The organism is Serratia liquefaciens ATCC 27592 (genome assembly GCF_000422085.1).
GTDB classification, from domain to species: Bacteria; Pseudomonadota; Gammaproteobacteria; order Enterobacterales; family Enterobacteriaceae; genus Serratia; species Serratia liquefaciens.
This window is the reverse complement of the sequence record NC_021741.1, coordinates 4,066,118-4,089,843: the sequence shown is the minus strand read 5'-3', so window position 1 is coordinate 4,089,843 and position 23,726 is coordinate 4,066,118. Positions and strand designations below refer to the sequence as shown.

Annotated in this window: 16 protein-coding genes, 2 tRNA genes and 3 rRNA genes; 8 read left to right on the top strand and 13 right to left on the bottom strand. The window is 54.6% G+C overall.

Features of this window, described 5'->3' with window-relative positions:
* Positions 1–16 precede the first annotated feature (16 nt).
* The 6 genes from proS to metN form a co-directional block, all read right to left on the bottom strand.
* The gene (gene proS, locus M495_RS19205; protein ID WP_020828335.1) at positions 17–1,738 is read right to left on the bottom strand and encodes a proline--tRNA ligase; all 1,722 of its coding nucleotides are present in this window, start codon (positions 1,736–1,738) and stop codon (positions 17–19) included.
* Positions 1,739–1,861: 123 nt separating this feature from the next.
* Complete coding sequence (tsaA, locus tag M495_RS19200; protein WP_020828334.1) at positions 1,862–2,569, bottom strand: tRNA (N6-threonylcarbamoyladenosine(37)-N6)-methyltransferase TrmO; 708 nt, start codon at positions 2,567–2,569, stop codon at positions 1,862–1,864.
* The gene (gene rcsF, locus M495_RS19195) at positions 2,566–2,970 is read right to left on the bottom strand and encodes an Rcs stress response system protein RcsF (RefSeq protein WP_020828333.1); all 405 of its coding nucleotides are present in this window, start codon (positions 2,968–2,970) and stop codon (positions 2,566–2,568) included. Before rcsF ends, tsaA begins: the two co-directional genes overlap by 4 nt.
* 266 nt (positions 2,971–3,236) lie before the next feature.
* Positions 3,237–4,052: a MetQ/NlpA family lipoprotein gene (locus tag M495_RS19190; protein WP_020828332.1), complete on the bottom strand. Its 816-nt coding sequence runs from the start codon at positions 4,050–4,052 to the stop codon at positions 3,237–3,239.
* 60 nt (positions 4,053–4,112) lie between these two features.
* Entirely contained in the window at positions 4,113–4,766 is a 654-nt protein-coding gene (locus tag M495_RS19185) for a methionine ABC transporter permease MetI (RefSeq protein ID WP_020828331.1), read from the bottom strand.
* Positions 4,759–5,790 (bottom strand): methionine ABC transporter ATP-binding protein MetN, encoded by a 1,032-nt coding sequence (gene metN / locus M495_RS19180; RefSeq protein WP_020828330.1) that lies wholly within the window; start codon positions 5,788–5,790, stop codon positions 4,759–4,761. Before metN ends, M495_RS19185 begins: the two co-directional genes overlap by 8 nt.
* Positions 5,791–5,977: 187 nt before the next feature.
* On the opposite strand from metN, the gene gmhB reads away from it, so the two are divergent.
* The 7 genes from gmhB (at position 5,978) to M495_RS19145 (ending at position 13,631) form a co-directional block, all read left to right on the top strand.
* Positions 5,978–6,541: a D-glycero-beta-D-manno-heptose 1,7-bisphosphate 7-phosphatase gene (gene gmhB, locus M495_RS19175; protein ID WP_020828329.1), complete on the top strand. Its 564-nt coding sequence runs from the start codon at positions 5,978–5,980 to the stop codon at positions 6,539–6,541.
* A gap of 407 nt (positions 6,542–6,948) precedes the next feature.
* Positions 6,949–8,491, top strand: a 16S ribosomal RNA gene (locus M495_RS19170).
* Positions 8,492–8,566: 75 nt separating this feature from the next.
* Positions 8,567–8,643, top strand: a tRNA-Ile gene (locus M495_RS19165).
* Between the two features lie 37 nt (positions 8,644–8,680).
* Positions 8,681–8,756: transfer RNA gene (locus M495_RS19160), tRNA-Ala, on the top strand.
* 205 nt (positions 8,757–8,961) lie between these two features.
* Positions 8,962–11,869 (top strand): 23S ribosomal RNA (locus M495_RS19155).
* 102 nt (positions 11,870–11,971) lie between these two features.
* Positions 11,972–12,087: ribosomal RNA gene (rrf, locus tag M495_RS19150) — 5S ribosomal RNA — on the top strand.
* The 16S, 23S and 5S rRNA genes sit together here with 2 tRNA genes alongside, the layout of an rRNA operon.
* Positions 12,088–12,320: 233 nt before the next feature.
* Positions 12,321–13,631: an MFS family transporter gene (locus tag M495_RS19145; RefSeq protein ID WP_020828328.1), complete on the top strand. Its 1,311-nt coding sequence runs from the start codon at positions 12,321–12,323 to the stop codon at positions 13,629–13,631.
* Between the two features lies 1 nt (position 13,632).
* Here M495_RS19145 and M495_RS19140 read toward each other — a convergent pair whose 3' ends face one another.
* The 5 genes from M495_RS19140 to trxC all read right to left on the bottom strand — a co-directional run bounded on the left by M495_RS19140 (position 13,633) and on the right by trxC (position 19,605).
* On the bottom strand, positions 13,633–13,965 hold the full coding sequence (locus M495_RS19140) for a YfiM family lipoprotein (RefSeq protein WP_020828327.1): 333 nt from the start codon (positions 13,963–13,965) through the stop codon (positions 13,633–13,635).
* Between the two features lie 78 nt (positions 13,966–14,043).
* Entirely contained in the window at positions 14,044–15,399 is a 1,356-nt protein-coding gene (gene pssA / locus M495_RS19135; RefSeq protein WP_020828326.1) for a CDP-diacylglycerol--serine O-phosphatidyltransferase, read from the bottom strand.
* A gap of 153 nt (positions 15,400–15,552) precedes the next feature.
* A complete protein-coding gene (locus M495_RS19130; RefSeq protein WP_020828325.1) occupies positions 15,553–18,201 on the bottom strand; it encodes a bifunctional acetate--CoA ligase family protein/GNAT family N-acetyltransferase in 2,649 nt (882 codons plus the stop codon).
* A gap of 169 nt (positions 18,202–18,370) precedes the next feature.
* On the bottom strand, positions 18,371–19,066 hold the full coding sequence (locus M495_RS19125; protein ID WP_041415643.1) for a tRNA-uridine aminocarboxypropyltransferase: 696 nt from the start codon (positions 19,064–19,066) through the stop codon (positions 18,371–18,373).
* Between the two features lie 119 nt (positions 19,067–19,185).
* Positions 19,186–19,605 carry a thioredoxin TrxC gene (gene trxC, locus M495_RS19120; protein ID WP_041414882.1) on the bottom strand — a complete coding sequence of 140 codons (420 nt, stop codon included), beginning with the start codon at positions 19,603–19,605 and terminating at the stop codon, positions 19,186–19,188.
* 208 nt (positions 19,606–19,813) lie between these two features.
* On the opposite strand from trxC, the gene M495_RS19115 reads away from it, so the two are divergent.
* The gene (locus tag M495_RS19115) at positions 19,814–20,914 is read left to right on the top strand and encodes a tRNA/rRNA methyltransferase (RefSeq protein ID WP_020828322.1); all 1,101 of its coding nucleotides are present in this window, start codon (positions 19,814–19,816) and stop codon (positions 20,912–20,914) included.
* 72 nt (positions 20,915–20,986) lie between these two features.
* Here M495_RS19115 and emrB read toward each other — a convergent pair whose 3' ends face one another.
* Together emrB and emrA are read right to left on the bottom strand one after the other, a co-directional pair.
* Positions 20,987–22,522, bottom strand: coding sequence for a multidrug efflux MFS transporter permease subunit EmrB (gene emrB, locus M495_RS19110; protein WP_020828321.1), 1,536 nt, complete (start codon positions 22,520–22,522; stop codon positions 20,987–20,989).
* 17 nt (positions 22,523–22,539) lie between these two features.
* Positions 22,540–23,712, bottom strand: coding sequence for a multidrug efflux MFS transporter periplasmic adaptor subunit EmrA (gene emrA, locus M495_RS19105; protein ID WP_020828320.1), 1,173 nt, complete (start codon positions 23,710–23,712; stop codon positions 22,540–22,542).
* Positions 23,713–23,726 lie beyond the last annotated feature (14 nt).

Sequence of the window (23,726 nt, the reverse complement as noted above, 5' to 3'; positions counted from 1 at the left end):
TTTCTGTCTCTGCGGATCAGCGTTTGATCTGCCCCAGCAGGAAATCAACGATTTCGCCGGTTTTGATCATTTGCTTCTCGCCGACACGGCGGTTTTTGTACTCAATCTCTTCGCTGTCGAGGTTACGGTCGCCGATAACGATAGAGTGCGGCACGCCAATCAGTTCCATATCCGCGAACATCACGCCTGGACGTTCTTTACGGTCATCGAGGATCACGTCGATGCCATGGGAACGCAGGGTGTTGTACAGCTCTTCCGCCAGCGCCTGCACGCGGAAGGACTTGTGCATATTCATTGGCAGAATGGCGACCTGGAACGGGGCGATAGCATCTGGCCAGATGATGCCGCGATCGTCATGATTCTGTTCGATAGCTGCAGCCACCACGCGAGTGACCCCAATACCGTAGCAGCCCATGGTCAGGACCTGATTACGGCCGTCTTCGCCCTGAACCGTCGCCTTCATTGCTTCAGAGTACTTGGTGCCGAGTTGGAAGATATGGCCGACTTCGATACCGCGTTTGATCAGCAATGTCCCTTTACCGTCTGGGCTGGTATCGCCATCGACCACGTTACGGATATCAGCAACCTGCTGTGGCAGCGGCAAATCACGCTCCCAGTTGATACCGAAGTAGTGTTTACCGTCAATGTTGGCACCGGCGCCAAAATCGCTCATCGCCGCGACGCTGCGGTCAGCTACGACCGGAACCTGCAGATTGACCGGGCCGAGTGAACCCGGGCCTGCACCAACGATGGCGCGGATCTCTTCTTCGGTGGCGAAGGTCAGTGGAACGGCAACCTGTGGCAGCTTCTCGGCTTTCACTTCATTCAGTTCGTGATCGCCACGCACCAGCAGAGCAACCAGCTTGTGGCCGCTTTCTTCTTTAGCGCGAACCAGCAGCGTTTTGACCGTTTTCTCGATAGGCAGTTGGAATTGCTCTACCAGCTCGGCGATGGTCTTGGCATTCGGCGTATCTATAATGCGCAGTTCTTCGCTGGCTGCGGCACGTGGCTGAGCCGGGGCAACCGCTTCTGCCAGTTCGATATTGGCAGCAAAGTCGGAACCGGTGGAAAACACGATATCGTCTTCACCGCTGTCGGCCAGTACCTGGAACTCGTGTGAGGCGCTACCGCCGATAGAGCCGGTATCGGCATCCACCGCACGGAAGTCCAGGCCCATGCGGCTGAAGATTTTGCTGTAGGCTTCGTACATCGCATCGTAAGTCGCCTGCAGAGATTCCTGCGAGGTATGGAACGAGTACGCGTCCTTCATCAGGAATTCACGCGAACGCATCACGCCGAAACGAGGGCGGACTTCATCGCGGAACTTGGTCTGAATCTGGAAGAAGTTCAGCGGAAGTTGCTTGTAAGAGCTGATCTCGTTGCGGATCAGATCGGTGATCACTTCTTCGTGCGTTGGACCCAGTACGAATGGGCGATCGCCGCGATCAACAAAGCGCAGCAGTTCAGGACCGTATTGCTCCCAACGGCCGCTTTCCTGCCACAGATCGGCAGGCTGTACTACCGGCATGCAAACTTCGATCGCGTTAGCATTGTTCATTTCTTCGCGAACGATGTTTTCAACCTTTTTCAGAACGCGCAGGCCGGTAGGCAACCAGGTATAAAGACCGGAGGCAAGCTTGCGAATCATCCCGGCGCGCAGCATCAGCTGGTGGCTGATCACTTCGGCATCGGCAGGTGTCTCCTTCAGAGTGGAGAGCAGATATTGGCTAGTACGCATGGTGTTTTGGTTCCGTTAGAACTGCAAATTGCAACCGGCTGCCAGTAGTAGGGCAGCCAAAATTTTCGAAAGTGATTTAGTTTACCAGTGCGAGCAGGTTGTCAAAAGAGAGACGGTGGAATTTTAACGCAGGTCGAGTGACAACACCTCGGTTTGCTGATCCACCACCCGCCAGCGCACGTTGAAATCCAGCAGCCAGACGGCATAATCCCGTTCCGCCTGTTGCCCCTTGCGGTAAGCCGGACGCGGATCCTGAGCCAGCACCTGAGTGATAAACCGACGAAGCTGCGGATAACGCTGCTGATGTTGCAGCAACTGCTGTTCCGCCTCGGCCGTAAAGCTCACCGGCATATCGCCGGCTGGTGCGGCTTGGGCAAATCCGGCGCGTGCCTGCGGCTGGCTTTCGGCAAACGGCAGGTAAGGTTTGATATCTACCACCGGCGTGCCGTCAACCAGATCCAGGCTGCCTAATTCCAGTACTACCTCAGCGCCTTGAATGCGCACGCCTTTTAATTCGATCAGCGACATGCCTAACGGGTTGGGGCGAAAGGTCGAGCGGGTTGCGAAGACGCCCATACGGGCATTACCGCCCAGACGAGGAGGGCGAACGGTTGGCCGCCAGCCACCTTCCAGGGTTTGATGGAAAATGAACATTACCCAAAGATGGCTGAAGTCGCTAAGGCCGCGTATTGCTTCCGGCTGGTTATAAGGAGGCAGCAGCACCAGTTCGCCGCCACCGTCTTCGACTAACCCCGGCTGGCGGGGTACGGCGAATTTTTCTTTATACGGTGAACGAATAGTGCCGATCTGATTGAAAACAAACTCGGTCATTTGGACGAAACGTTAAGCGCAGAGCCCTGGCAAATGGCCTGTTGGTAACAGCCGGCAACGCCGCTGACAATCTGGCAGTCATGCAGCAGCACGGCATTGGCCTTCATGTAGGACGCGCGAATTTGCATACGCTTACGGGCGGTGGCCAGATTGGGTGGGGAATCCTGTACTGTCGTCTGGCAAGATTCGCCGGAGACTTCACCCAGATCGCGGAATGGCTTACCTACTAATTCTTCTGCACTTTTGTACAGTTTAACCGGTGCCGGACGTGCTGCTGGCGTGGTTTTTGCTGGTGTGGTCGAGACCGGTTTGCTGGTGCTGCTTGTTGAAGGTGGCGCGAAACGCTGCGACGAACACCCTGCAAGCGCGAGCGCTAACAAACAGAGAGGTAAAGCACGCATTGAGATTCCTCTGCCTTGATGGAATATGTGAGTGGCGCTATTGAAGCAATCTATGGTGGAAATAACAAGACGGGCCGGAGCCCGTCTAGATTTCTGACAAACACCCGAAAAACGTGGTTTTCGGGTGTTTGGGGTAATGCAGAGAATATAATCCTTTGTTTTTATTAGTACTAAATGGTTGCATTAGTCGCAAAGGATTTTATTAACAGTGTCTGACGGGCCGGAGCCCGCCTTGCAATTATAGGAATAAATTCGGTAATTAATGATTACCAGCCTTTAACTGCACCACCGTTAAAGATTTTGTTGGCTGCTTCGTTCACTTCGTCAGACTGATAGGCCTGAACGAATTTCTTCACGTTTTCCGCGTCTTTATTGTCTTCGCGGGCAACCAGCAGGTTCACGTAAGGTGAATCTTTATCTTCAACAAACAGACCGTCTTTTGCCGGTGTCAGGCCAATCTGGCTGGCGTAAGTGGTGTTGATCACCGCCAGCGCGATTTGCTGATCGTCCAGAGAGCGTGGCAGTTGCGGCGCTTCCAGCTCGACTAGCTTCAGGTTTTTCGGGTTTTCAGTCACGTCCAGCACGGTCGGCAGCAGGCCAACACCGTCTTTCAGTTTGATCAGGTTAACCTTCTGCAGCAGCAGCAGAGAGCGGCCCAGATTGGTTGGGTCGTTTGGCAGCGCAACCTGAGAACCGTCTTTCAGTTCGTCCAGAGATTTGATCTTCTTGGAGTAACCGGCAATCGGGTAAACGAAGGTGTTGCCGACCGGTACCAACTTATAGCCGCGATCTTTGATCTGCTGATCCAGATACGGTTTGTGCTGGAAGGCGTTCAAATCGATGTCGCCTTTACTCAGTGCTTCGTTCGGCAGCACGTAGTCGTTGAAGGTCACCAGTTCGACGTCCAGACCGTATTTTTCTTTCGCCACTTTTTGCGCGATTTCAGCAACCTGCTGCTCAGCACCGACAATGACGCCGATTTTGATATGGTTCGGATCTTTTTCTTCCTGACCGCAGCCTGCCAGAGCCAGAGTACCGATCAGTGCGCCGATTGCCGCGATGGATTTAAATTTTAACGACATATCCCTTCCTCATTAGACTCGCATTTGAAATACGCTGTGTGAGCGCAGTTGCTTTAAAAACTATTTATGGGTGACGGCTTTGACGATCCGATCACCGCAGAACTGAATCAGATAGACCAGCACCACCAGTAATACTAATACGGTATTCATTACTGTGGCGTTATAACCTATATAACCGTACTGATAACCGATCTGCCCCAGCCCGCCGGCACCTACCGCACCGCCCATGGCGGAATAACCCACCAAGGTGATCAAGGTAATGGTGGCAGCGTTGACCAGGCCCGGTAGGGCTTCCGGCAAAAGCACCTTTTTGATGATTTGCATCGGGGTCGCGCCCATTGCGCGGGCAGCTTCCACCAGGCCAGAAGGGATCTCCAGCAGGGCGTTTTCTACCATACGGGCGATAAAGGGCGCTGCGCCGACCGTCAGCGGTACGATAGCCGCCTGCAGGCCGATAGAGGTACCGACGATCATCCGCGTAAAGGGAATCATCCACACCAGCAGGATAATGAACGGAATGGAACGGAACACGTTCACTAATCCGGACAGCGTCCTGTATAGCGTATTGTTGGCGGCGATTTGCCCCGGGCGAGTCACATACAACAGCACACCAACCGGCAAGCCAAGTACGAAACCGAAGAAGCCGGAGACAAAGGTCATCATGACGGTTTCCCACACGCCGCGCGCCATTAGCCAAATCATTGCCTCAGACATAACCCAGAACCTCTACTTTTACCTGATTTTCCTGCAGGAACTTAATCGTTGCCAGCGCATCTTCATCGCTGCCGTGCAGCTCTGCCAGCATCACGCCGAATTTAACGCCGCCGGCGTAATCCATCTGGGCGCTGATGATATTGTTGTTGACGTTGAAACGGCGAGCCGCTTCTGACAGCAGCGGCGCATCTACGGACTGGCCGGTGAATTCCAAACGCAATAGCGGCTGACGGCCACCGCTGCGTTCCGGAGCCAGGCGCTTGGCATAATCATCGGGGATATCCAGATGCAATGTAGACTGAATAAACTGCTGGGCCAGCGGCGTTTTCGGATGAGAGAACACTTCGCTGACGCTGTCTTTTTCAATCAACTGCCCCTGGCTGATGACCGCAACCTGATCGCAGATGCGTTTCACCACGTCCATTTCATGGGTGATCAACAGGATGGTCAGGCCGAGACGACGATTAATGTCTTTCAGCAGTTCCAGAATGGAACGGGTAGTGGCCGGGTCCAATGCGCTGGTGGCTTCGTCACACAGCAGGACTTTCGGTTGGCTTGCCAGCGCACGGGCAATCGCCACGCGTTGCTTCTGGCCGCCGGACAGATTGGCCGGGTAGGCGTCGTGTTTGTCCGACAACCCGACCAGTTCCAGCAATTCGGTCACGCGCTTTTTGATTTCAGCCCGTGGGGTGTTGTCCAGCTCCAGCGGCAGCGCAACGTTGCCAAATACCGTGCGGGAAGAAAGCAGGTTGAAGTGTTGGAAGATCATGCCGATTTGGCGGCGGGCGCGTGTCAGTTCGCTTTCAGACAGCGAGGTCAGATCCTGTCCGTCAACCAACACCTGGCCGGACGTCGGGCGTTCAAGCATGTTGGCGCAGCGGATCAGCGTACTTTTACCGGCGCCTGATGCACCGATAACGCCATAAATTTGCCCGGCAGGGACGTGAAGAGTCACGTCAGAGAGCGCGCTAATGGTGCGCGAACCCTGCTGGAACACTTTGGTGATGTTAGAAAGTTTAATCATATTCTTCTTATTTTAGCGTGGTTGCCCGTGGCTAGATAAAAGTAAACCTTGGCGTGGACCAAGGTATAAATCAGATGTTAAGGCGTCTAGACGTCTAAGTCAACGATCAACGCTGTTCTCTGCCGTTCTCAGTACCGGGTAAAACATGCGATACTGTCCGGGTTTTCAGGCCCTCAGGAGCAAACCGGTGACACAAAGCGTTCCAGCAATTTTCCTCGATCGTGACGGCACGATTAATGTCGACCATGGCTACGTCCATGAAATCGATAATTTCCACTTTATAGAAGGCGTGATCGACGCCTGTCGCGAACTTAAAAAGATGGGCTTTGCTTTAGTATTGGTGACCAACCAGTCTGGCATTGCGCGTGGCAAGTTCAGCGAAGACCAATTTATGTACCTGACGGAGTGGATGGATTGGTCGCTGGCCGATCGCGATGTTGACCTGGACGGCATCTATTTCTGTCCGCATCATCCTGAAGCAGTAATAGAAGAGTACCGCCAGACATGCGACTGCCGTAAACCTGAGCCGGGCATGCTGTTGCAAGCGCAGCAAGAATTGAACATTGATATGGCCGCTTCTTATATGGTGGGTGACAAACCGGAAGATATGCAGGCGGCAATAGCGGCAGGTGTCGGTACTAAAGTTCTGGTGCGCACCGGTAAGCCGGTCACTGAACAAGGTGAGAAACTGGCGGATTGGGTGCTAAATAGCCTGGCAGACCTGCCAGAAGCCATCAAAAAGCGGGTTTAATAGACGTTATGCATGAATAGTGAGCTGTCAGATAAAAAGTGAATATTAATCCTTGTCATTCTGAACCGGCTCCCTATAATGCGCCTCCATCGACACGGAACATGTGAGCAACTTCACAGAGTCTCCGGGGTTCGAAGAGAAAAAATCCTGAAATTTAGGGGTTGACTCTGAAAGAGGAAAGCGTATTATACGCCACCTCGAGATAGCAAGCTACGGCGGCTAACTCACTGCTCTTTAACAATTTATCAGACAATCTGTGTGGGCACTCCACAAGACGATATCCAGAACCTTCGGGTTCAAAAAAATATCAAGTCTTGAAGAGTGACCAAGCAGTAATTCATTTAGTTGAATTATTACGAAAGTTAATTTTCGAGCATCGCTTCACGAGTTGAAGCAAATCAAGCTTTTAATTGAAGAGTTTGATCATGGCTCAGATTGAACGCTGGCGGCAGGCCTAACACATGCAAGTCGAGCGGTAGCACAAGAGAGCTTGCTCTCTGGGTGACGAGCGGCGGACGGGTGAGTAATGTCTGGGAAACTGCCTGATGGAGGGGGATAACTACTGGAAACGGTAGCTAATACCGCATAACGTCTTCGGACCAAAGTGGGGGACCTTCGGGCCTCATGCCATCAGATGTGCCCAGATGGGATTAGCTAGTAGGTGGGGTAATGGCTCACCTAGGCGACGATCCCTAGCTGGTCTGAGAGGATGACCAGCCACACTGGAACTGAGACACGGTCCAGACTCCTACGGGAGGCAGCAGTGGGGAATATTGCACAATGGGCGCAAGCCTGATGCAGCCATGCCGCGTGTGTGAAGAAGGCCTTCGGGTTGTAAAGCACTTTCAGCGAGGAGGAAGGGTTCAGTGTTAATAGCACTGTTCATTGACGTTACTCGCAGAAGAAGCACCGGCTAACTCCGTGCCAGCAGCCGCGGTAATACGGAGGGTGCAAGCGTTAATCGGAATTACTGGGCGTAAAGCGCACGCAGGCGGTTTGTTAAGTCAGATGTGAAATCCCCGCGCTTAACGTGGGAACTGCATTTGAAACTGGCAAGCTAGAGTCTTGTAGAGGGGGGTAGAATTCCAGGTGTAGCGGTGAAATGCGTAGAGATCTGGAGGAATACCGGTGGCGAAGGCGGCCCCCTGGACAAAGACTGACGCTCAGGTGCGAAAGCGTGGGGAGCAAACAGGATTAGATACCCTGGTAGTCCACGCTGTAAACGATGTCGACTTGGAGGTTGTGCCCTTGAGGCGTGGCTTCCGGAGCTAACGCGTTAAGTCGACCGCCTGGGGAGTACGGCCGCAAGGTTAAAACTCAAATGAATTGACGGGGGCCCGCACAAGCGGTGGAGCATGTGGTTTAATTCGATGCAACGCGAAGAACCTTACCTACTCTTGACATCCAGAGAATTCGCTAGAGATAGCTTAGTGCCTTCGGGAACTCTGAGACAGGTGCTGCATGGCTGTCGTCAGCTCGTGTTGTGAAATGTTGGGTTAAGTCCCGCAACGAGCGCAACCCTTATCCTTTGTTGCCAGCGCGTAATGGCGGGAACTCAAAGGAGACTGCCGGTGATAAACCGGAGGAAGGTGGGGATGACGTCAAGTCATCATGGCCCTTACGAGTAGGGCTACACACGTGCTACAATGGCGTATACAAAGAGAAGCGAACTCGCGAGAGCAAGCGGACCTCATAAAGTACGTCGTAGTCCGGATCGGAGTCTGCAACTCGACTCCGTGAAGTCGGAATCGCTAGTAATCGTAGATCAGAATGCTACGGTGAATACGTTCCCGGGCCTTGTACACACCGCCCGTCACACCATGGGAGTGGGTTGCAAAAGAAGTAGGTAGCTTAACCTTCGGGAGGGCGCTTACCACTTTGTGATTCATGACTGGGGTGAAGTCGTAACAAGGTAACCGTAGGGGAACCTGCGGTTGGATCACCTCCTTACCTAATGATATTGATTCGCGTGAAGTGCTCACACAGATTGTCTGATGAAAAAGTAACGAGCAGAAATACCTTTATAGGCTTGTAGCTCAGGTGGTTAGAGCGCACCCCTGATAAGGGTGAGGTCGGTGGTTCAAGTCCACTCAGGCCTACCACTTCTTGAAGTGGAAAAGGTACTGCACGTGACTGTATGGGGCTATAGCTCAGCTGGGAGAGCGCCTGCCTTGCACGCAGGAGGTCAGCGGTTCGATCCCGCTTAGCTCCACCATATAGTCCTGTATTTCAATACTTCAGAGTGTACTGGCAACAGTATGCTGCGAAGTATTTTGCTCTTTAACAATCTGGAACAAGCTGAAAATTGAAACATGACAGCTGAAACTTATCCCTCCGTAGAAGTATTGGGGTAAGGATTAACCTGTCATAGAGTCTCTCAAATGTAGCAGCACGAAAGTGGAAACACCTTCGGGTTGTGAGGTTAAGTGACTAAGCGTACACGGTGGATGCCTAGGCAGTCAGAGGCGATGAAGGGCGTGCTAATCTGCGATAAGCGTCGGTAAGGTGATATGAACCGTAATAACCGGCGATACCCGAATGGGGAAACCCAGTGCAATTCGTTGCACTATCGTTAAGTGAATACATAGCTTAACGAGGCGAACCGGGGGAACTGAAACATCTAAGTACCCCGAGGAAAAGAAATCAACCGAGATTCCCCCAGTAGCGGCGAGCGAACGGGGAGGAGCCCAGAACCTGAATCAGTTCTTGTGTTAGTGGAAGCGTCTGGAAAGTCGCACAGTAAAGGGTGATAGTCCCGTACACTAAAATACATTAACTGTGAGTTCGATGAGTAGGGCGGGACACGTGACATCCTGTCTGAATATGGGGGGACCATCCTCCAAGGCTAAATACTCCTGACTGACCGATAGTGAACCAGTACCGTGAGGGAAAGGCGAAAAGAACCCCGGCGAGGGGAGTGAAATAGAACCTGAAACCGTGTACGTACAAGCAGTGGGAGCACCTTCGTGGTGTGACTGCGTACCTTTTGTATAATGGGTCAGCGACTTATATTTTGTAGCAAGGTTAACCGTATAGGGGAGCCGTAGGGAAACCGAGTCTTAACTGGGCGAATAGTTGCAAGGTATAGACCCGAAACCCGGTGATCTAGCCATGGGCAGGTTGAAGGTTGGGTAACACTAACTGGAGGACCGAACCGACTAATGTTGAAAAATTAGCGGATGACTTGTGGCTGGGGGTGAAAGGCCAATCAAACCGGGAGATAGCTGGTTCTCCCCGAAAGCTATTTAGGTAGCGCCTCGTGAACTCATCTTCGGGGGTAGAGCACTGTTTCGGCTAGGGGGCCATCCCGGCTTACCAAACCGATGCAAACTCCGAATACCGAAGAATGTTATCACGGGAGACACACGGCGGGTGCTAACGTCCGTCGTGAAGAGGGAAACAACCCAGACCGCCAGCTAAGGTCCCAAAGTCATGGTTAAGTGGGAAACGATGTGGGAAGGCATAGACAGCCAGGATGTTGGCTTAGAAGCAGCCATCATTTAAAGAAAGCGTAATAGCTCACTGGTCGAGTCGGCCTGCGCGGAAGATGTAACGGGGCTAAACCATGCACCGAAGCTGCGGCAGCGACGCTTAGGCGTTGTTGGGTAGGGGAGCGTTCTGTAAGCCGTTGAAGGTGGCCTGTGAGGGTTGCTGGAGGTATCAGAAGTGCGAATGCTGACATAAGTAACGATAAAGCGGGTGAAAAGCCCGCTCGCCGGAAGACCAAGGGTTCCTGTCCAACGTTAATCGGGGCAGGGTGAGTCGACCCCTAAGGCGAGGCCGAAAGGCGTAGTCGATGGGAAACAGGTTAATATTCCTGTACTCGGTGTTACTGCGAAGGGGGGACGGAGAAGGCTAGGCTAGCCGGGCGACGGTTGTCCCGGTTTAAGCGTGTAGGGGGAGTGACCTGGTAAATCCGGTTACTTACTAACCCTGAGGCGTGATGACGATGCACTACGGTGCAGAAGTAGTTGATGCCAAGCTTCCAGGAAAAGCCTCTAAGCATCAGGTAACACAGAATCGTACCCCAAACCGACACAGGTGGTCAGGTAGAGAATACCAAGGCGCTTGAGAGAACTCGGGTGAAGGAACTAGGCAAAATGGTGCCGTAACTTCGGGAGAAGGCACGCTGGCGCGTAGGTGAAGAGACTTGCTCTCGGAGCTGAAGCCAGTCGCAGATACCAGCTGGCTGCAACTGTTTAATAAAAACACAGCACTGTGCAAACACGAAAGTGGACGTATACGGTGTGACGCCTGCCCGGTGCTGGAAGGTTAATTGATGGGGTCAGCCGCAAGGCGAAGCTCTTGATCGAAGCCCCAGTAAACGGCGGCCGTAACTATAACGGTCCTAAGGTAGCGAAATTCCTTGTCGGGTAAGTTCCGACCTGCACGAATGGCGTAATGATGGCCAGGCTGTCTCCACCCGAGACTCAGTGAAATTGAACTCGCTGTGAAGATGCAGTGTACCCGCGGCAAGACGGAAAGACCCCGTGAACCTTTACTATAGCTTGACACTGAACATTGAGCCTTGATGTGTAGGATAGGTGGGAGGCTTTGAAGCGTGGACGCCAGTCTGCGTGGAGCCAACCTTGAAATACCACCCTTTAATGTTTGATGTTCTAACTCGGCCCCATAATCTGGGGTGAGGACAGTGTCTGGTGGGTAGTTTGACTGGGGCGGTCTCCTCCCAAAGAGTAACGGAGGAGCACGAAGGTTAGCTAATCACGGTCGGACATCGTGAGGTTAGTGCAAAGGCATAAGCTAGCTTGACTGCGAGAGTGACGGCTCGAGCAGGTACGAAAGTAGGTCTTAGTGATCCGGTGGTTCTGAATGGAAGGGCCATCGCTCAACGGATAAAAGGTACTCCGGGGATAACAGGCTGATACCGCCCAAGAGTTCATATCGACGGCGGTGTTTGGCACCTCGATGTCGGCTCATCACATCCTGGGGCTGAAGTAGGTCCCAAGGGTATGGCTGTTCGCCATTTAAAGTGGTACGCGAGCTGGGTTTAGAACGTCGTGAGACAGTTCGGTCCCTATCTGCCGTGGGCGTTGGAAGATTGAGAGGGGTTGCTCCTAGTACGAGAGGACCGGAGTGAACGCACCACTGGTGTTCGGGTTGTCATGCCAATGGCACTGCCCGGTAGCTAAGTGCGGAAAAGATAAGCGCTGAAAGCATCTAAGCGCGAAACTTGCCTCGAGATGAGTCTTCCCTGGGCCTTTAAGGTCCCTGAAGGAACGTTTAAGACTAAGACGTTGATAGGCTGGGTGTGTAAGTGCAGCGATGCATTGAGCTAACCAGTACTAATGATCCGTGAGGCTTAACCTTACAACACCAAAGGTGTTTTAGAGAGATTGTAGAGATTTTCAGCGAGTTCCGAGATTGGTTTCAATGGCTACGAGAGTGGCGGTTGGAATGAAACAGAATTTGCCTGGCGGCAATAGCGCGGTGGTCCCACCTGACCCCATGCCGAACTCAGAAGTGAAACGCCGTAGCGCCGATGGTAGTGTGGGGTCTCCCCATGCGAGAGTAGGACACTGCCAGGCATCAATTAAGCCAAGAGGCCATCCGCAAGGATGGCCTTTTTGCTATGTCCGCTATATAAATATTTGCTGTTATTTCGCCCAATTTTCACGCCAGTCTTCAATGCGCATCACAAAAATCACGCTATATTCTTCGCCCGCTATTTGTTTTAATTGTTAACTCAATATTAACAATTGAGTTACATTTAAACGGCAGGACGCCGACTTCACGGTTTATCTGGCTCGGAGAATAGAAAATGACAGAAACAACCTCGGCCATTGAGGATGGAAATACCGTCGATCCGGCAGTGCAGGACAAAAAGAAACGCATTTTCGCTATTGTTGGCGCTTCATCGGGTAACCTGGTGGAGTGGTTTGATTTTTACGTCTATTCCTTCTGTTCTATCTACTTTGCCGCTTCATTTTTCCCCGCCGGTAACAGCACCACCCAATTGCTACAAACTGCCGGCGTGTTCGCCGCCGGTTTCTTCATGCGTCCGATCGGCGGCTGGTTGTTCGGTTATATTGCCGATAAGCATGGTCGCAAAAACTCGATGCTGATCTCTGTTTGCATGATGTGTGCAGGATCGCTGGTGATCGCCTGTTTACCGACCTATGAGTCGATCGGCAGTTGGGCTCCGGTGCTACTGTTGGTTGCGCGTCTGTTCCAGGGCCTGTCGGTCGGCGGTGAGTACGGTACCAGCGCCACCTATATGAGCGAGGTGGCAATAAAAGGGCGACGTGGTTTCTATGCTTCTTTCCAGTACGTCACGCTGATTGGCGGCCAATTGCTGGCGTTGCTGGTTCTGGTGGCTCTGCAGCAGATCCTCTCTGCTGAGGAATTAAAAGCTTGGGGCTGGCGTATTCCCTTTGCGATTGGCGCGGTATTGGCGGTAGTGGCGTTATATCTGCGTCGGTCGCTGAATGAAACCTCCGATGCCAAAACCCGTAACCATAAAGATGCGGGTTCACTGAAGGGGCTGTGGAAAAATCGTAAAGCCTTCCTGATGGTGTTGGGCTTTACCGCCGGTGGTTCGCTGAGTTTTTATACTTTCACGACCTATATGCAAAAGTACTTGGTCAATACTTCCGGGATGGACGCCAAGCTGGCCAGCGGCATTATGACCGCTGCACTCTTTATCTACATGCTGCTGCAGCCCTTGGTCGGGGCATTGTCAGACAAGATCGGTCGCCGCAGTTCAATGCTGATTTTTGCCTCGTTGGCGACCTTGCTGACCGTACCTATCTTGCTGACGCTGAAAAATGTCAGCAACCCTTATGCGGCCTTCGGTCTGATTGTGCTGGCGTTATTTATCGTCAGTTTCTATACCTCGATCAGCGGGCTGCTGAAGGCTGAAATGTTCCCGCCGGAGGTGCGCGCGTTAGGCGTTGGTCTGTCTTATGCGGTGGCTAATGCGATGTTTGGCGGCTCGGCGGAATATGTTGCACTGTCGCTGAAGTCGTTTGGCTTCGAGAATGCCTTCTTCTGGTATGTTTCCGGCATGTGTCTGCTGGCGCTGATCGTTTCTCTTCGCTTGCACCGCAAAGGGAAAGAGATCCAGCTGTGAATCAGCGGGTTGCGTGGTAAAGGCTATAGCCGGTCGCTGCTCCCGCGACATCCCAGGCAAAATCTTTCCAACTCCAGCCGGTGCCGCCTTCGCGACTGTCATACAGTTCTTTGGCGGCGCCGAGCCCGATTGAAAACATCAGGCCAAAGCTGCGGCTGCGTGCCTCATTCCAGTTTTGATGATCGCCATAAGCCGCACCGGCGGCAGCGAAAGCCGCAGAGGCGACAAAGTGTTGTGCCTTGTCTTTCCCGGTCCAGCTGTCATTTGCCAGGTGGGTACAGCCGCTGGTGAGCAATAGAAAGGGGAGCACGGCCAGGCAGCGGAGTGGGCGCATAATGAAAACATCCTGTTGTCATGACACATAAAAACCCCGGCATAGGCCGGGGTCTGCGATAGCTAAATTATAGCGGGATTACAGTATACGGCTAATCAACCGGTCAATACGGATACGGCGCAGGCGGCGGATCAACTTGCGCACTTTGATCGGGTACTGCTGGATGCTTTGCAGTTCTAGGTAGTTCCCCACGACGGTGGTGTGAGTGCGGATGCACTCCAGCTCTTTATGCCGTTGCTCACGCATCTCCTGCTTGGGATCGTGGATCAGAATGGCATTTTCCAGATCCAGTCGCCAGGCGCGCGGATTAAGGTTATTACCGGTAATCAACTGCCATTCGTCATCCACCCACATGCCTTTCAGGTGGTAGCTGTTATCGCCGTCTTTCCACAGGCGAACAATCAACTGGCCGGTATCGACATAGCGCTGCAGGCGGCTGAGAAAGCGTCGCAGGTTGATTTCGTACAGATAAGGCAGGGCGCCGATAATTTTGAACGGCTGATCTTCCGGAATATAGAAATCATTGGCGGTTTTGTCGCCCACAATAATTTCCACCTGTTTGCCTTGGCGCAGCAGATAGATGATATTGCGCACCAGCAGGGCCGGCAGGTTGAAGTAAGGGGTGCACAGCGTCAGTTTCTGATCGGCACAGGACATCAGATGGTGAATGGTTTTATTCAACACGCTTTGCTTACCCAGCCCAACCAGCGGCGTTACCGCCAGCTCATCGTTGCCTGCCTGGTTGCGAAACTGATAACCGGCTCGGCGCAGACCGAAACGAAATAAGCGAGTTTCGTTTTTGATCTCCGGGCTCTTGGGACGATCGTCACGATCCAAACGTTGCACGGCACCGGCGGTCAGCAGGTGCTGCTTGATGTAATCGATCATGGTATTGGCCAATTCGCCATTGGTGATCAACTGGTAACGATCGTAGCGGTATTTCTCATGCTGATGCAGGTAAACGTCATTGATGCTGGCACCGCTGTAAACCACGGTATCGTCGATCACAAAACCTTTCAGGTGCAACACGCCCAGGGCTTCGCGGGTATTCACCGGCACGCCGTAGATTGGCACGGCAAGCTCTGGGTGCTGGTCTGCCATTGAGCAATACCAATCGGCGTTGGTATTGGCGGCCGCGGCGCCGATGCGCCCACGCTGGGCACGATGCCAGTCGACCAGAATGCAAATCTCCAGCGCCGGGCACCGCTGCTTGGCTTGATAAAGCGCGTTGAGAATATCGCGTCCGGCGTCGTCATGCTCCAGATACAGAGCGACCAGATAAATGCGTTGGGTGGCGTTAGCGATCAATTCCAGCAGCGTGGCACGGTAATCAGACGGTGTGTACAAAGTACGTACATCAGCTACCGTCTGGGGGAGTTTGGGCAGTTGTGCAAGGTGTTGTTGATGTTTGCTACGTTTAAATTTTGACAACATCACAGTGCGCTTCTTCTCTCATGATTAGATGGCCGGAACGCCAAATATGGGAAAACAGTAAATCGAATAATCGGGCGATAATACCACTAGTTGTCCCGATTGTGCGTATGTTTTGGCGTTAAGTGGTGGATTCGTAGCGCATTGCGACACAGGTCACTGCGCTTCTTCCGCCTGCAGCGGCAGGGTCAAATTGACGATACCGTCCTCAAGCTGCACATCGATGCCAAAGCCCAGCCGTTGCGCCAGCGTTATCATTCCGCGGTTATTAGGCATGGTGATGCCGGTCAGGCGGGCCAACCCGTGGGCGCGGGCATAGGCAATCATTTTTTCCAACAGTTGGCGCCCCAAACCGAGCCCTTTCAAATCTGAACGCACCAGCACGGCAAATTCCGCGTCGGTATTATCCGGGTCGGAGAGGGCACGTGTTACGCCAATGATTTGGTCATCCCGCACCGCGACAAAAGCCATCTCCCGATCGTAGTCGATCTGCGTCATGTTAGCCAAATCGTCATGGGTAAACTCGTTGATCTCACTGAAGTAGCGATAGTAGAGATCTTCCTTGGTCACGCGATCGATAAAGTGTTTCAGTGCGGGTTCATCTTCCGGCAGGATTGGCCTGAACAGGCATTGCGATCCGTCTTTCAATCCGATGGTTTCTTCCAGCTCATGAGGGTAAGGACGGATCGCCAGCCGTGCCTGCGGATCACCTTCGAACGGAGCAAGCTGCATTGAAACGTCGAGCAGGGTGAATTCGCTGCCAGAGGCCAGAACCGGGTGGATATCCAGACGGGTAATTTCCGGGCAGTCGAGGATCAGATTGGACACCTGCACCAGCAAGCGGCTCAGTCCAGGGATATCCAGCGGTCGTAAAGCGCTGCGGCCGCGAATTTTTCCGCCTTTCACCGCCTGCAATACCAGATAACGCGCCAGCGCCATATTCAGCGGCGGCAGCGCTACGGCGACCTGATTTTCCTGGCGCCATTCGATACCGCCTTCACCCAGCATGATCAGCGGGCCGAAAATGGCATCTTGCTCCACCGCGATACGAAGCTCCTGCGCTCCGGCGCGGTTGGCCATGCTCTGAACCAGCAGGCCGTGAATGCGCGCTTGTGGATAGGTACGTTTAACGCGGTCGAGAATTGCCTCAGCGGCGCGTTGTACCTCGGTAGCGGTGCGCAAATAGAGCATTACGCCCTGAACTTCAGACTTGTGCGGAATATCGGGGGAGCGCAGCTTCAGGGCCACCGGATAGCCAATTTGCTCGGCAATATGCACGGCTTCGGCGCTGTCTTCGGCAATCCAGGTAGGCAGCGTCGTCAGGTCATAGGCCTTTAGAATCGACTGTACCTCGTGGGTATCGAGCTGCGTTGCGCCTTCCGCCAGCGCCTGCTGAATCAATCGGTGAGCGTCGGCGGTGTTGGCCGTCAGACCGACCGGAAGCGCCGGGGTTTCTTTAAGCTGTTTCTGATTACGGCGATATTCCACCATATGCATAAATGCGGTTACTGCACCTTCCGGCGTTCGGTAGGTGGGAATACCGGCTTCGGTAAATAACCGGCGGGCTTCTTGCGAAGAGTACTCGCCGCACCAGTTGGTCAGCAAAGTCACGCGTTTGCCACGCGGGTGCTGACGCACGGCCTCGATAATACGTTCGGCGGTCAGGGTGCCTGGGGCTGCCGCGCTAGGAGCGTGGATCAGCAATAAAGCGTCGTAGTCGTGGCTGTCGAGCAGGGTCTTGACCGCCGCCAGATAGCGCTGCGGTGTTGCATCGTCTCGCAGGTCAATCGGGTTGCCGGCGCGTATAAAGTCGGGCAAGGCGTCACCCAACTGCGCCAGGATCTCGTCTCCCAGCGGCGCCAGCTTGCCGTTGCGCCCCAGCAGTTCGTCCAACGCCATTGCCGCCGGTGCCGCACCGTTGCTGACGATCATCAACCGCTCTCCGCGCAACGGATGCATATGGCTCAGCGTTTCCACTGCCGAGAACAGCTCGTGGGTATCCTGTACGCGCAGTAAACCGGCGCGTTGGATTGCGGCATCGTAAGCGGCATCTAGCCCCTGCTGACTGTTTAGCAACAGCTGGGCCTGCTGACTGCGTCCGCTTTTGACCACCAGAATGGGTTTGTTGCGCGAAGCACTGCGCGAGGCAGATAAAAAGCGGCGCGCATCGCTGATGTTTTCCAGATACAGCAGGATGGCGCTGGTTTTACTGTCGCGTGCCAGAAAATCCAGCAGGTCGTCGACGTCAATATCCAGGCTGTCGCCCAGCGCGATAAAATAGGAAAAGCCGACTTCGCGTTGCTGTGCCCAGTCGAGAATGGTATTGGCCACCGCGGCGGACTGGGAAATAAACGCCAGCTTGCCCTTCAGGATCGGTACCGGCGAGAAACTGGCGTTGATGCCTTGCCAGGGGGCCAGCAGGCCCAGGCTGTTCGGCCCCAGCAGGCGCATCGAATAACGCTGCGCGCAGGTTTTCAGCTCGGCGAACTGTTCTGGCGGCGAGGAGAGCACAATGGCCGTTTTGCAGCCGCGTTTGCCCAAATCCTCAATCAAGGCCAGATTGCGATGCGCATGGGTACACAGTATGGCCAGATCGGGGCTGAGCGGCAGGCTGGCGACGTCCGGGTAGGCCATGACTCCGCATACCGCCTTATAACGCGGCGTGACGGGCATGACCGGCCCGTTGAAGCCGCCGGCCAGCAGGTTGCTCATCATCAGGTTGCCGGCGCGGCCAGGCTGCTGTGAAGCGCCGAGAACGGCAATCGATTTAGGACGTAAAAGCGCTTCTAACCCTCGCTGGCTCATGCACGGCTCCTTTATATCCGTTATCCTTCAAAAGACAGGGGTGTTGGCTGCCCTCTCTCACCCTGGTCACTTAGTTAACTAAGCTCCCTGGGATTCGTTCAGTTGCCGCCTACCTGTCTTTCGAATGCTATTGGCTATAGGCAACGTTACCGACTTGATTCTAGGCGTTTTACAACGGCTTTGCTGTGACCGGTGCCTCCGGGCGAGTAGGTTTCCCTGCCAGATACTGTTGACGGAAGTAGCGAAAATGCTCAGCCAGGCCGTCGGCCGCGGCGGTATCACCGGCCTGTTGCAACAGCGCTGTCGCCACTTCCGCGGTGCAGTGCTGCTCGGTGCGGCTGGCTTCACGCAGTTGGTAATTTGAGGCGGCGGTAACATTGAGCGAAAACACCGGAAACTGATTGAGGTACGGGCTTTTGCGGAACATCTTGCTCGCCTCGGTCCAGGTGCCGTCGAGCATAATAAACAGCGGCGGTTTGCCACCGACGGGCAGTTCGCTGAATACCGGTCGTTCAGGGGCGGCATAAGATGCGGGAAACACCACGTAAGGCTGACGTTCGGGATCGTTAATCGCCGCCAGCAGGCCAGGGTCAACCTCGGTACGCGACCAAAGAAACGCCTGGGTATCCGGCAGAATATCGGCGATCAATCTGCCGGTATTGCTTGGTTTGAGCGGTTCTGCGCCAAACATGATCAGGCAAAAACGGCTGGCGGCCGGCTGCGGCTGGATAGTGTCACACAGGCAATTTTTTTGTGGCAGCAGACACCCCTGACAACGCGTAATGCGGTTGCCACGCGCCAGAAAAGGGCGGGTTGATCGTTCCAGGCGAAACTGGCGCAGGCGAAGTACGGCGTTGTCGGTCATAAAGATCCCGGGGAAAAAACGCCATTGTAACGCAGAAAAAAGCCCGACGGGAGCGTTCGGGCCGGTTTGAAATGCGGCGGTGTTATTCACAATGGGCAACACCGCCTGGACTTTCTGCGTTAAACTAGTTCATTGAGCCAGTTATCAAACGGCGTTTTCGGCATGGCGCCATTGAGCATGTCGACCATTTTTCCGTCGCGGAAGAGCATAATGGTCGGGATGCTGCGGATGCGGAAACGGGCGCTCAGTTCCGGTTCAGCTTCGGTATTCACTTTTACGAAGCGGACTTTACCGGCGCGCTCTTCGGCAACGTCTTCGAAGATCGGCGCAAAGCTGACGCAAGGGCCACACCACGGTGCCCAAAAGTCGACCACCACCGGCAGGCCATCCTGCAGCAGCGCGTCCAGTGTCGCGGCGGTGGCATTGATCACTTCACCGTCAAAAAGCGCATGGCCGCAACGGCCGCATTTTGCGCCGTCAGCCACACGATCTTCAGGTACGCGGTTGGTGGCATTACAAGCGGGACAGACTGTATTCATGATGACCTCGGATACTGGGAAAGCACGACATACCGCATTCGGGTTGCGGAGATGTATCTTTAATGCTGCTTATTATCGTTAAAAGCGCGTCAATGAACAAAGAGGTTTGTTCAATGAATACGATAGTTGTTAGCTTTTAGCGCAAGTAGGTGGCTTAGCACCCCAACATCAGGTAATCTTCGCGCCCTGCGCGTTGGTGGAGAAGAAAATGAACGATTCATTTAGTGGCAAGAACGGTAAAGTTAAAGTGATGTACGTCCGCAGTGACGACGACAGTAACGGCGACGACCGTAACAAGAATAAGCGTCCGGCCGGCAAAGGCCGTCCGGCAGACGGTGCTCGCTCTTCGGGCCGTACCGGGCAGGACAAGCCGCGCGGTAACAACGATCGCCGTGGCTCTGGCTCTGATTCCCGCCGCAGTGAAAGCGATCGTCCTCGCCGTCCAGCGCGTACTGAAGACCGTGGCGGTTATGATTCGCCATGGAAAACCGTGTCTCGTGGTCCGGAAGAAGAACCGGCGTTCGATCACGGTGGCATCAGCGGCAAAAGCTTTATCGATCCAGAGCAACTGCGTCGCCAGCGTGCGGAAGAAACCCGCGTGTACGGTGAAAACGCCTGTCAGGCGCTGTTTGCCAGCCGTCCGGACGCGATCGTCCGCGCCTGGTTCGTGCAGTCGGTCACGCCGCGTTTTCGTGAAGCGCTGCGCTGGATGGCAGCCAACCGCAAAGCCTACCACGTGGTAGATGAAGAAGAGCTGGCCAAAGCGTCCGGCACCGAGCACCACGGCGGCGTATGCTTCCTGATCAAAAAACGTCAGGGCCTGGATGCGCAAACCTATCTGAAAGAAGCACCGGCGAAAGACTGCGTGCTGGCATTGGAAGAGGTGGGCAACCCGCACAACCTGGGCGCTATCGTCCGTTCTTGCGCACACTTTGGCGTGAATGGCGTTCTGTTGCAGGATCCGGCATTGCTGGAGTCCGGTGCGGCGGTACGTACCGCAGAAGGCGGCGCGGAACACATCAAGGCGATCAGCGCAGATGACTTCCTGTCGGTGCTGGATACTTTCCGCAAGGCCGGTTACGCCATCGTGACCACTTCTAGCCATAAAGGCACCCCATTGGCACAGGCTAAGCTGCCGGCCAAAATGGTGCTGGTGTTGGGGCAGGAGCGTGATGGCCTGAGCGACAGCGCCTGGCAGCAGGGTGATATGAACGTGTCTATCGGCGGTACCGGCAAGGTAGAAAGCCTGAACGTATCGGTCGCGACCGGCATTTTGCTGGCCGATTGGTGGCGTCAAAACCAGGCTTAATATCCGTCGCCTGGCTGCAACGGTATAAATAAAAAACGGGCGCCTCTGGGCGCCCGTTTTGCTTTCTCTGGTTTAGTGAGCGCCGCCGCCCCCACCGCCGGAGCTGAACGGCGGTTTCGCCACCCAGACCAGCACCAGCAGGATCAGGAACACCCCGGCCGACAGCCAGAAGATCTCGTTGGCGGAGATAATCAGCCCCTGCGCGGTGATCTCGTTGGCGATGTAGGCCGAGGCCTGCTGCTTGCTCATGCCAATTTGTTCCAACTGTCGGTACATCTCTTGCGACTGCGGGTTGTAAGGATTCACAAACTCCGTCAGCTGCGAGTGATGCTGCGATTCTCGCTGGGTCCACAAGGTCGTGGTGATCGATGTCCCGATCGACCCCGCCAGTGTTCGAGTAAAGTTCGACAGGCTCGATGCCGCCGCCATGCGCTCGGGCGGCAGGCCGGACAGCGTAATGGTGGTCAATGGCATAAAGAAGCAGGCGATGGCGAAGCCCTGAATAAACTGCGGCCAGGCCGAGGCGCCAAAGTCCATTCCCGGTTCAAAGGTATAGGCGCGCCAGTAGAAGCACACCGCATACATAATGAAACTGAAGGTCACCAATCGTCTCATATCGAGCCGGTTGCCGAACTTGCCGATGATCGGCGACAGCAATACCGGTATCAACCCGACGGGCGCCGAAGCCAGCCCTGCCCAGGTGGCGGTATAGCCATAAACCTCCTGCAGCAACTGCGGCAATAGCACAATGGCGCCGAAGTACAGCATGTAGGCCAGGCTGATACACAGGCAGCCGACGGTAAAGTTGCGCGATTTGAACAGTGACAAATCCACCACCGGATGGTCGTCCGTCAGTTCCCAGACAATCAGGAACAGCAGCGCCACCACCGCCACCACCGTCAGAACGATGATCTCGGTCGAGTTGAACCAGTCGAGCTCCTTGCCCTGATCGAGCATCACCTGCAAAGATCCTATACCGACAATCAGCAGCACCAGACCGACGGTATCGATCGGTTTGATCTCGGTTTTGGTTTCCCTGCCTTTCAGCGTTGACATCGCCACCAGGATCACCACGGCACCGATCGGGATGTTGATGAAGAAGATCCAGCCCCAGTGATAGTTGTCACTGATATAACCGCCGAGGATAGGCCCGAAAATGGGCGCAACGATCACCGTCATCGACCATAGTGCCAGGGCCATCGCTCGCTTGGCGGGCGGATAGTTGTTCAGCAGCAGACTCTGCGACAGCGGGATCAACGGCCCTGCGACCACACCCTGAATCACGCGGAAGAAGATCAGCATGCCCAGGCTGTTGGAAATGCCGCACAGCCAGGAGGCGAGTACGAACAGCGCGGTGGACCAAAGGAACAACCGCACTTCACCGATGCGCTTTGCCAACCAGCCGGTGATCGGGATGGAAATGGCGTTCGCCACGCCAAACGAGGTGATCACCCAGGTTCCCTGCGAGTTGGAAGACCCGAGGTTACCCGCAATGGTTGGGATCGCCACGTTGGCAATGGTGGAGTCCAGCACCTGCATAAAGGTCGCCAGGGCAAGCGCGACCGTCATCCAGGCGAGCTGAGCACCTTCAAGCGGTTTCTGTGCCAAGGTAGCCTCCCGCGCGCTTAACCGGCATTCGCATGGATCACGTCGGCGATCATTTGGTTAACCGGTGCCAGGTTCAACGCCAGGGCGTCGCTTTGGTACAGCGGTTTGTCGCGCACCACGTCAGACAGCACGCGGCCGTCCAGATTGGTGGTGTCAACTTTAACCAGGGTCGACAGACCGATGCGCAGCGGATGATCGGCGATTTGCTTGGCGTCCAATTCAATACGTACCGGCAGACGCTGAACCACTTTGATCCAGTTACCGGTGGCGTTCTGCGCAGGCAGCAGTGAGAAGGCGCTGCCGGTACCCATATCGATACCGACCACTTTGCCGTTATACACCACGTCATCACCGTAAATGTCACTGACTACGGTAGCCGACTGGCCGATACGCATATTGGCGATTTGGGTTTCTTTGAAGTTGGCATCTACCCAGATGTGATCGGCTGGCACCACTGCCATCAGCGGGGAACCGGCGGCGATTTGCGCGCCAACCTGTACGCTGCGGCGTGAGACATAACCGGTGATCGGGCTGATGATTTTGGTCCGTTGCAATGCCAGCCAGGCGTCACGCATTTGCGCTGCGGCCTGTTGAATGGCCGGCTGCTGCTCCAGCGGGGTATTCAATACCATCGCCTGGTTAGCGTTGTATTGCTGCACCGCCACTTCCAACGCCGCCTTGGCGCTGTCGACTGCATCGCGAGCATGTTGCAGCTCTTCACGGCCGATAGCGTCAACGCTGCCGAGCACGACGCGGCGTTTCAGATCGTTTTCAGCCTTGCTCAGGTCAGACTTGCGCAGGGCAATGTTGGCCTGATACTGCTTGCTGTTGATGATCAGCTGGTGGGTCTGACGCACGCTATTGGCCAGGCCGGTTTTGGCGCGTTCCAGCGCCTGTTCGGCATCGGTCGGATCCAGGGTAACCAACACGTCACCCTGTTTCACATAGTCGGTATTGTCGAAGTTGACGCGGTTAACGCTGCCGTTCACCTGGGCCATGATCTGGACCTGGTTACCGGAAACATAGGCGTCGTCGGTTTCCTGATGATGACGTAACACCAGGAACCAATAGACTAAATATGCCACCCCAATAACGATGAAAATAACCGTCAGCAGCAGCAGCCAAAATTTACGCTGCTTCTTTTTACCTGCCGGTTGCTGCGGGTTTTGAGTCTCCGCGCTTGCGCTCATGGTGTTCTCCAAGC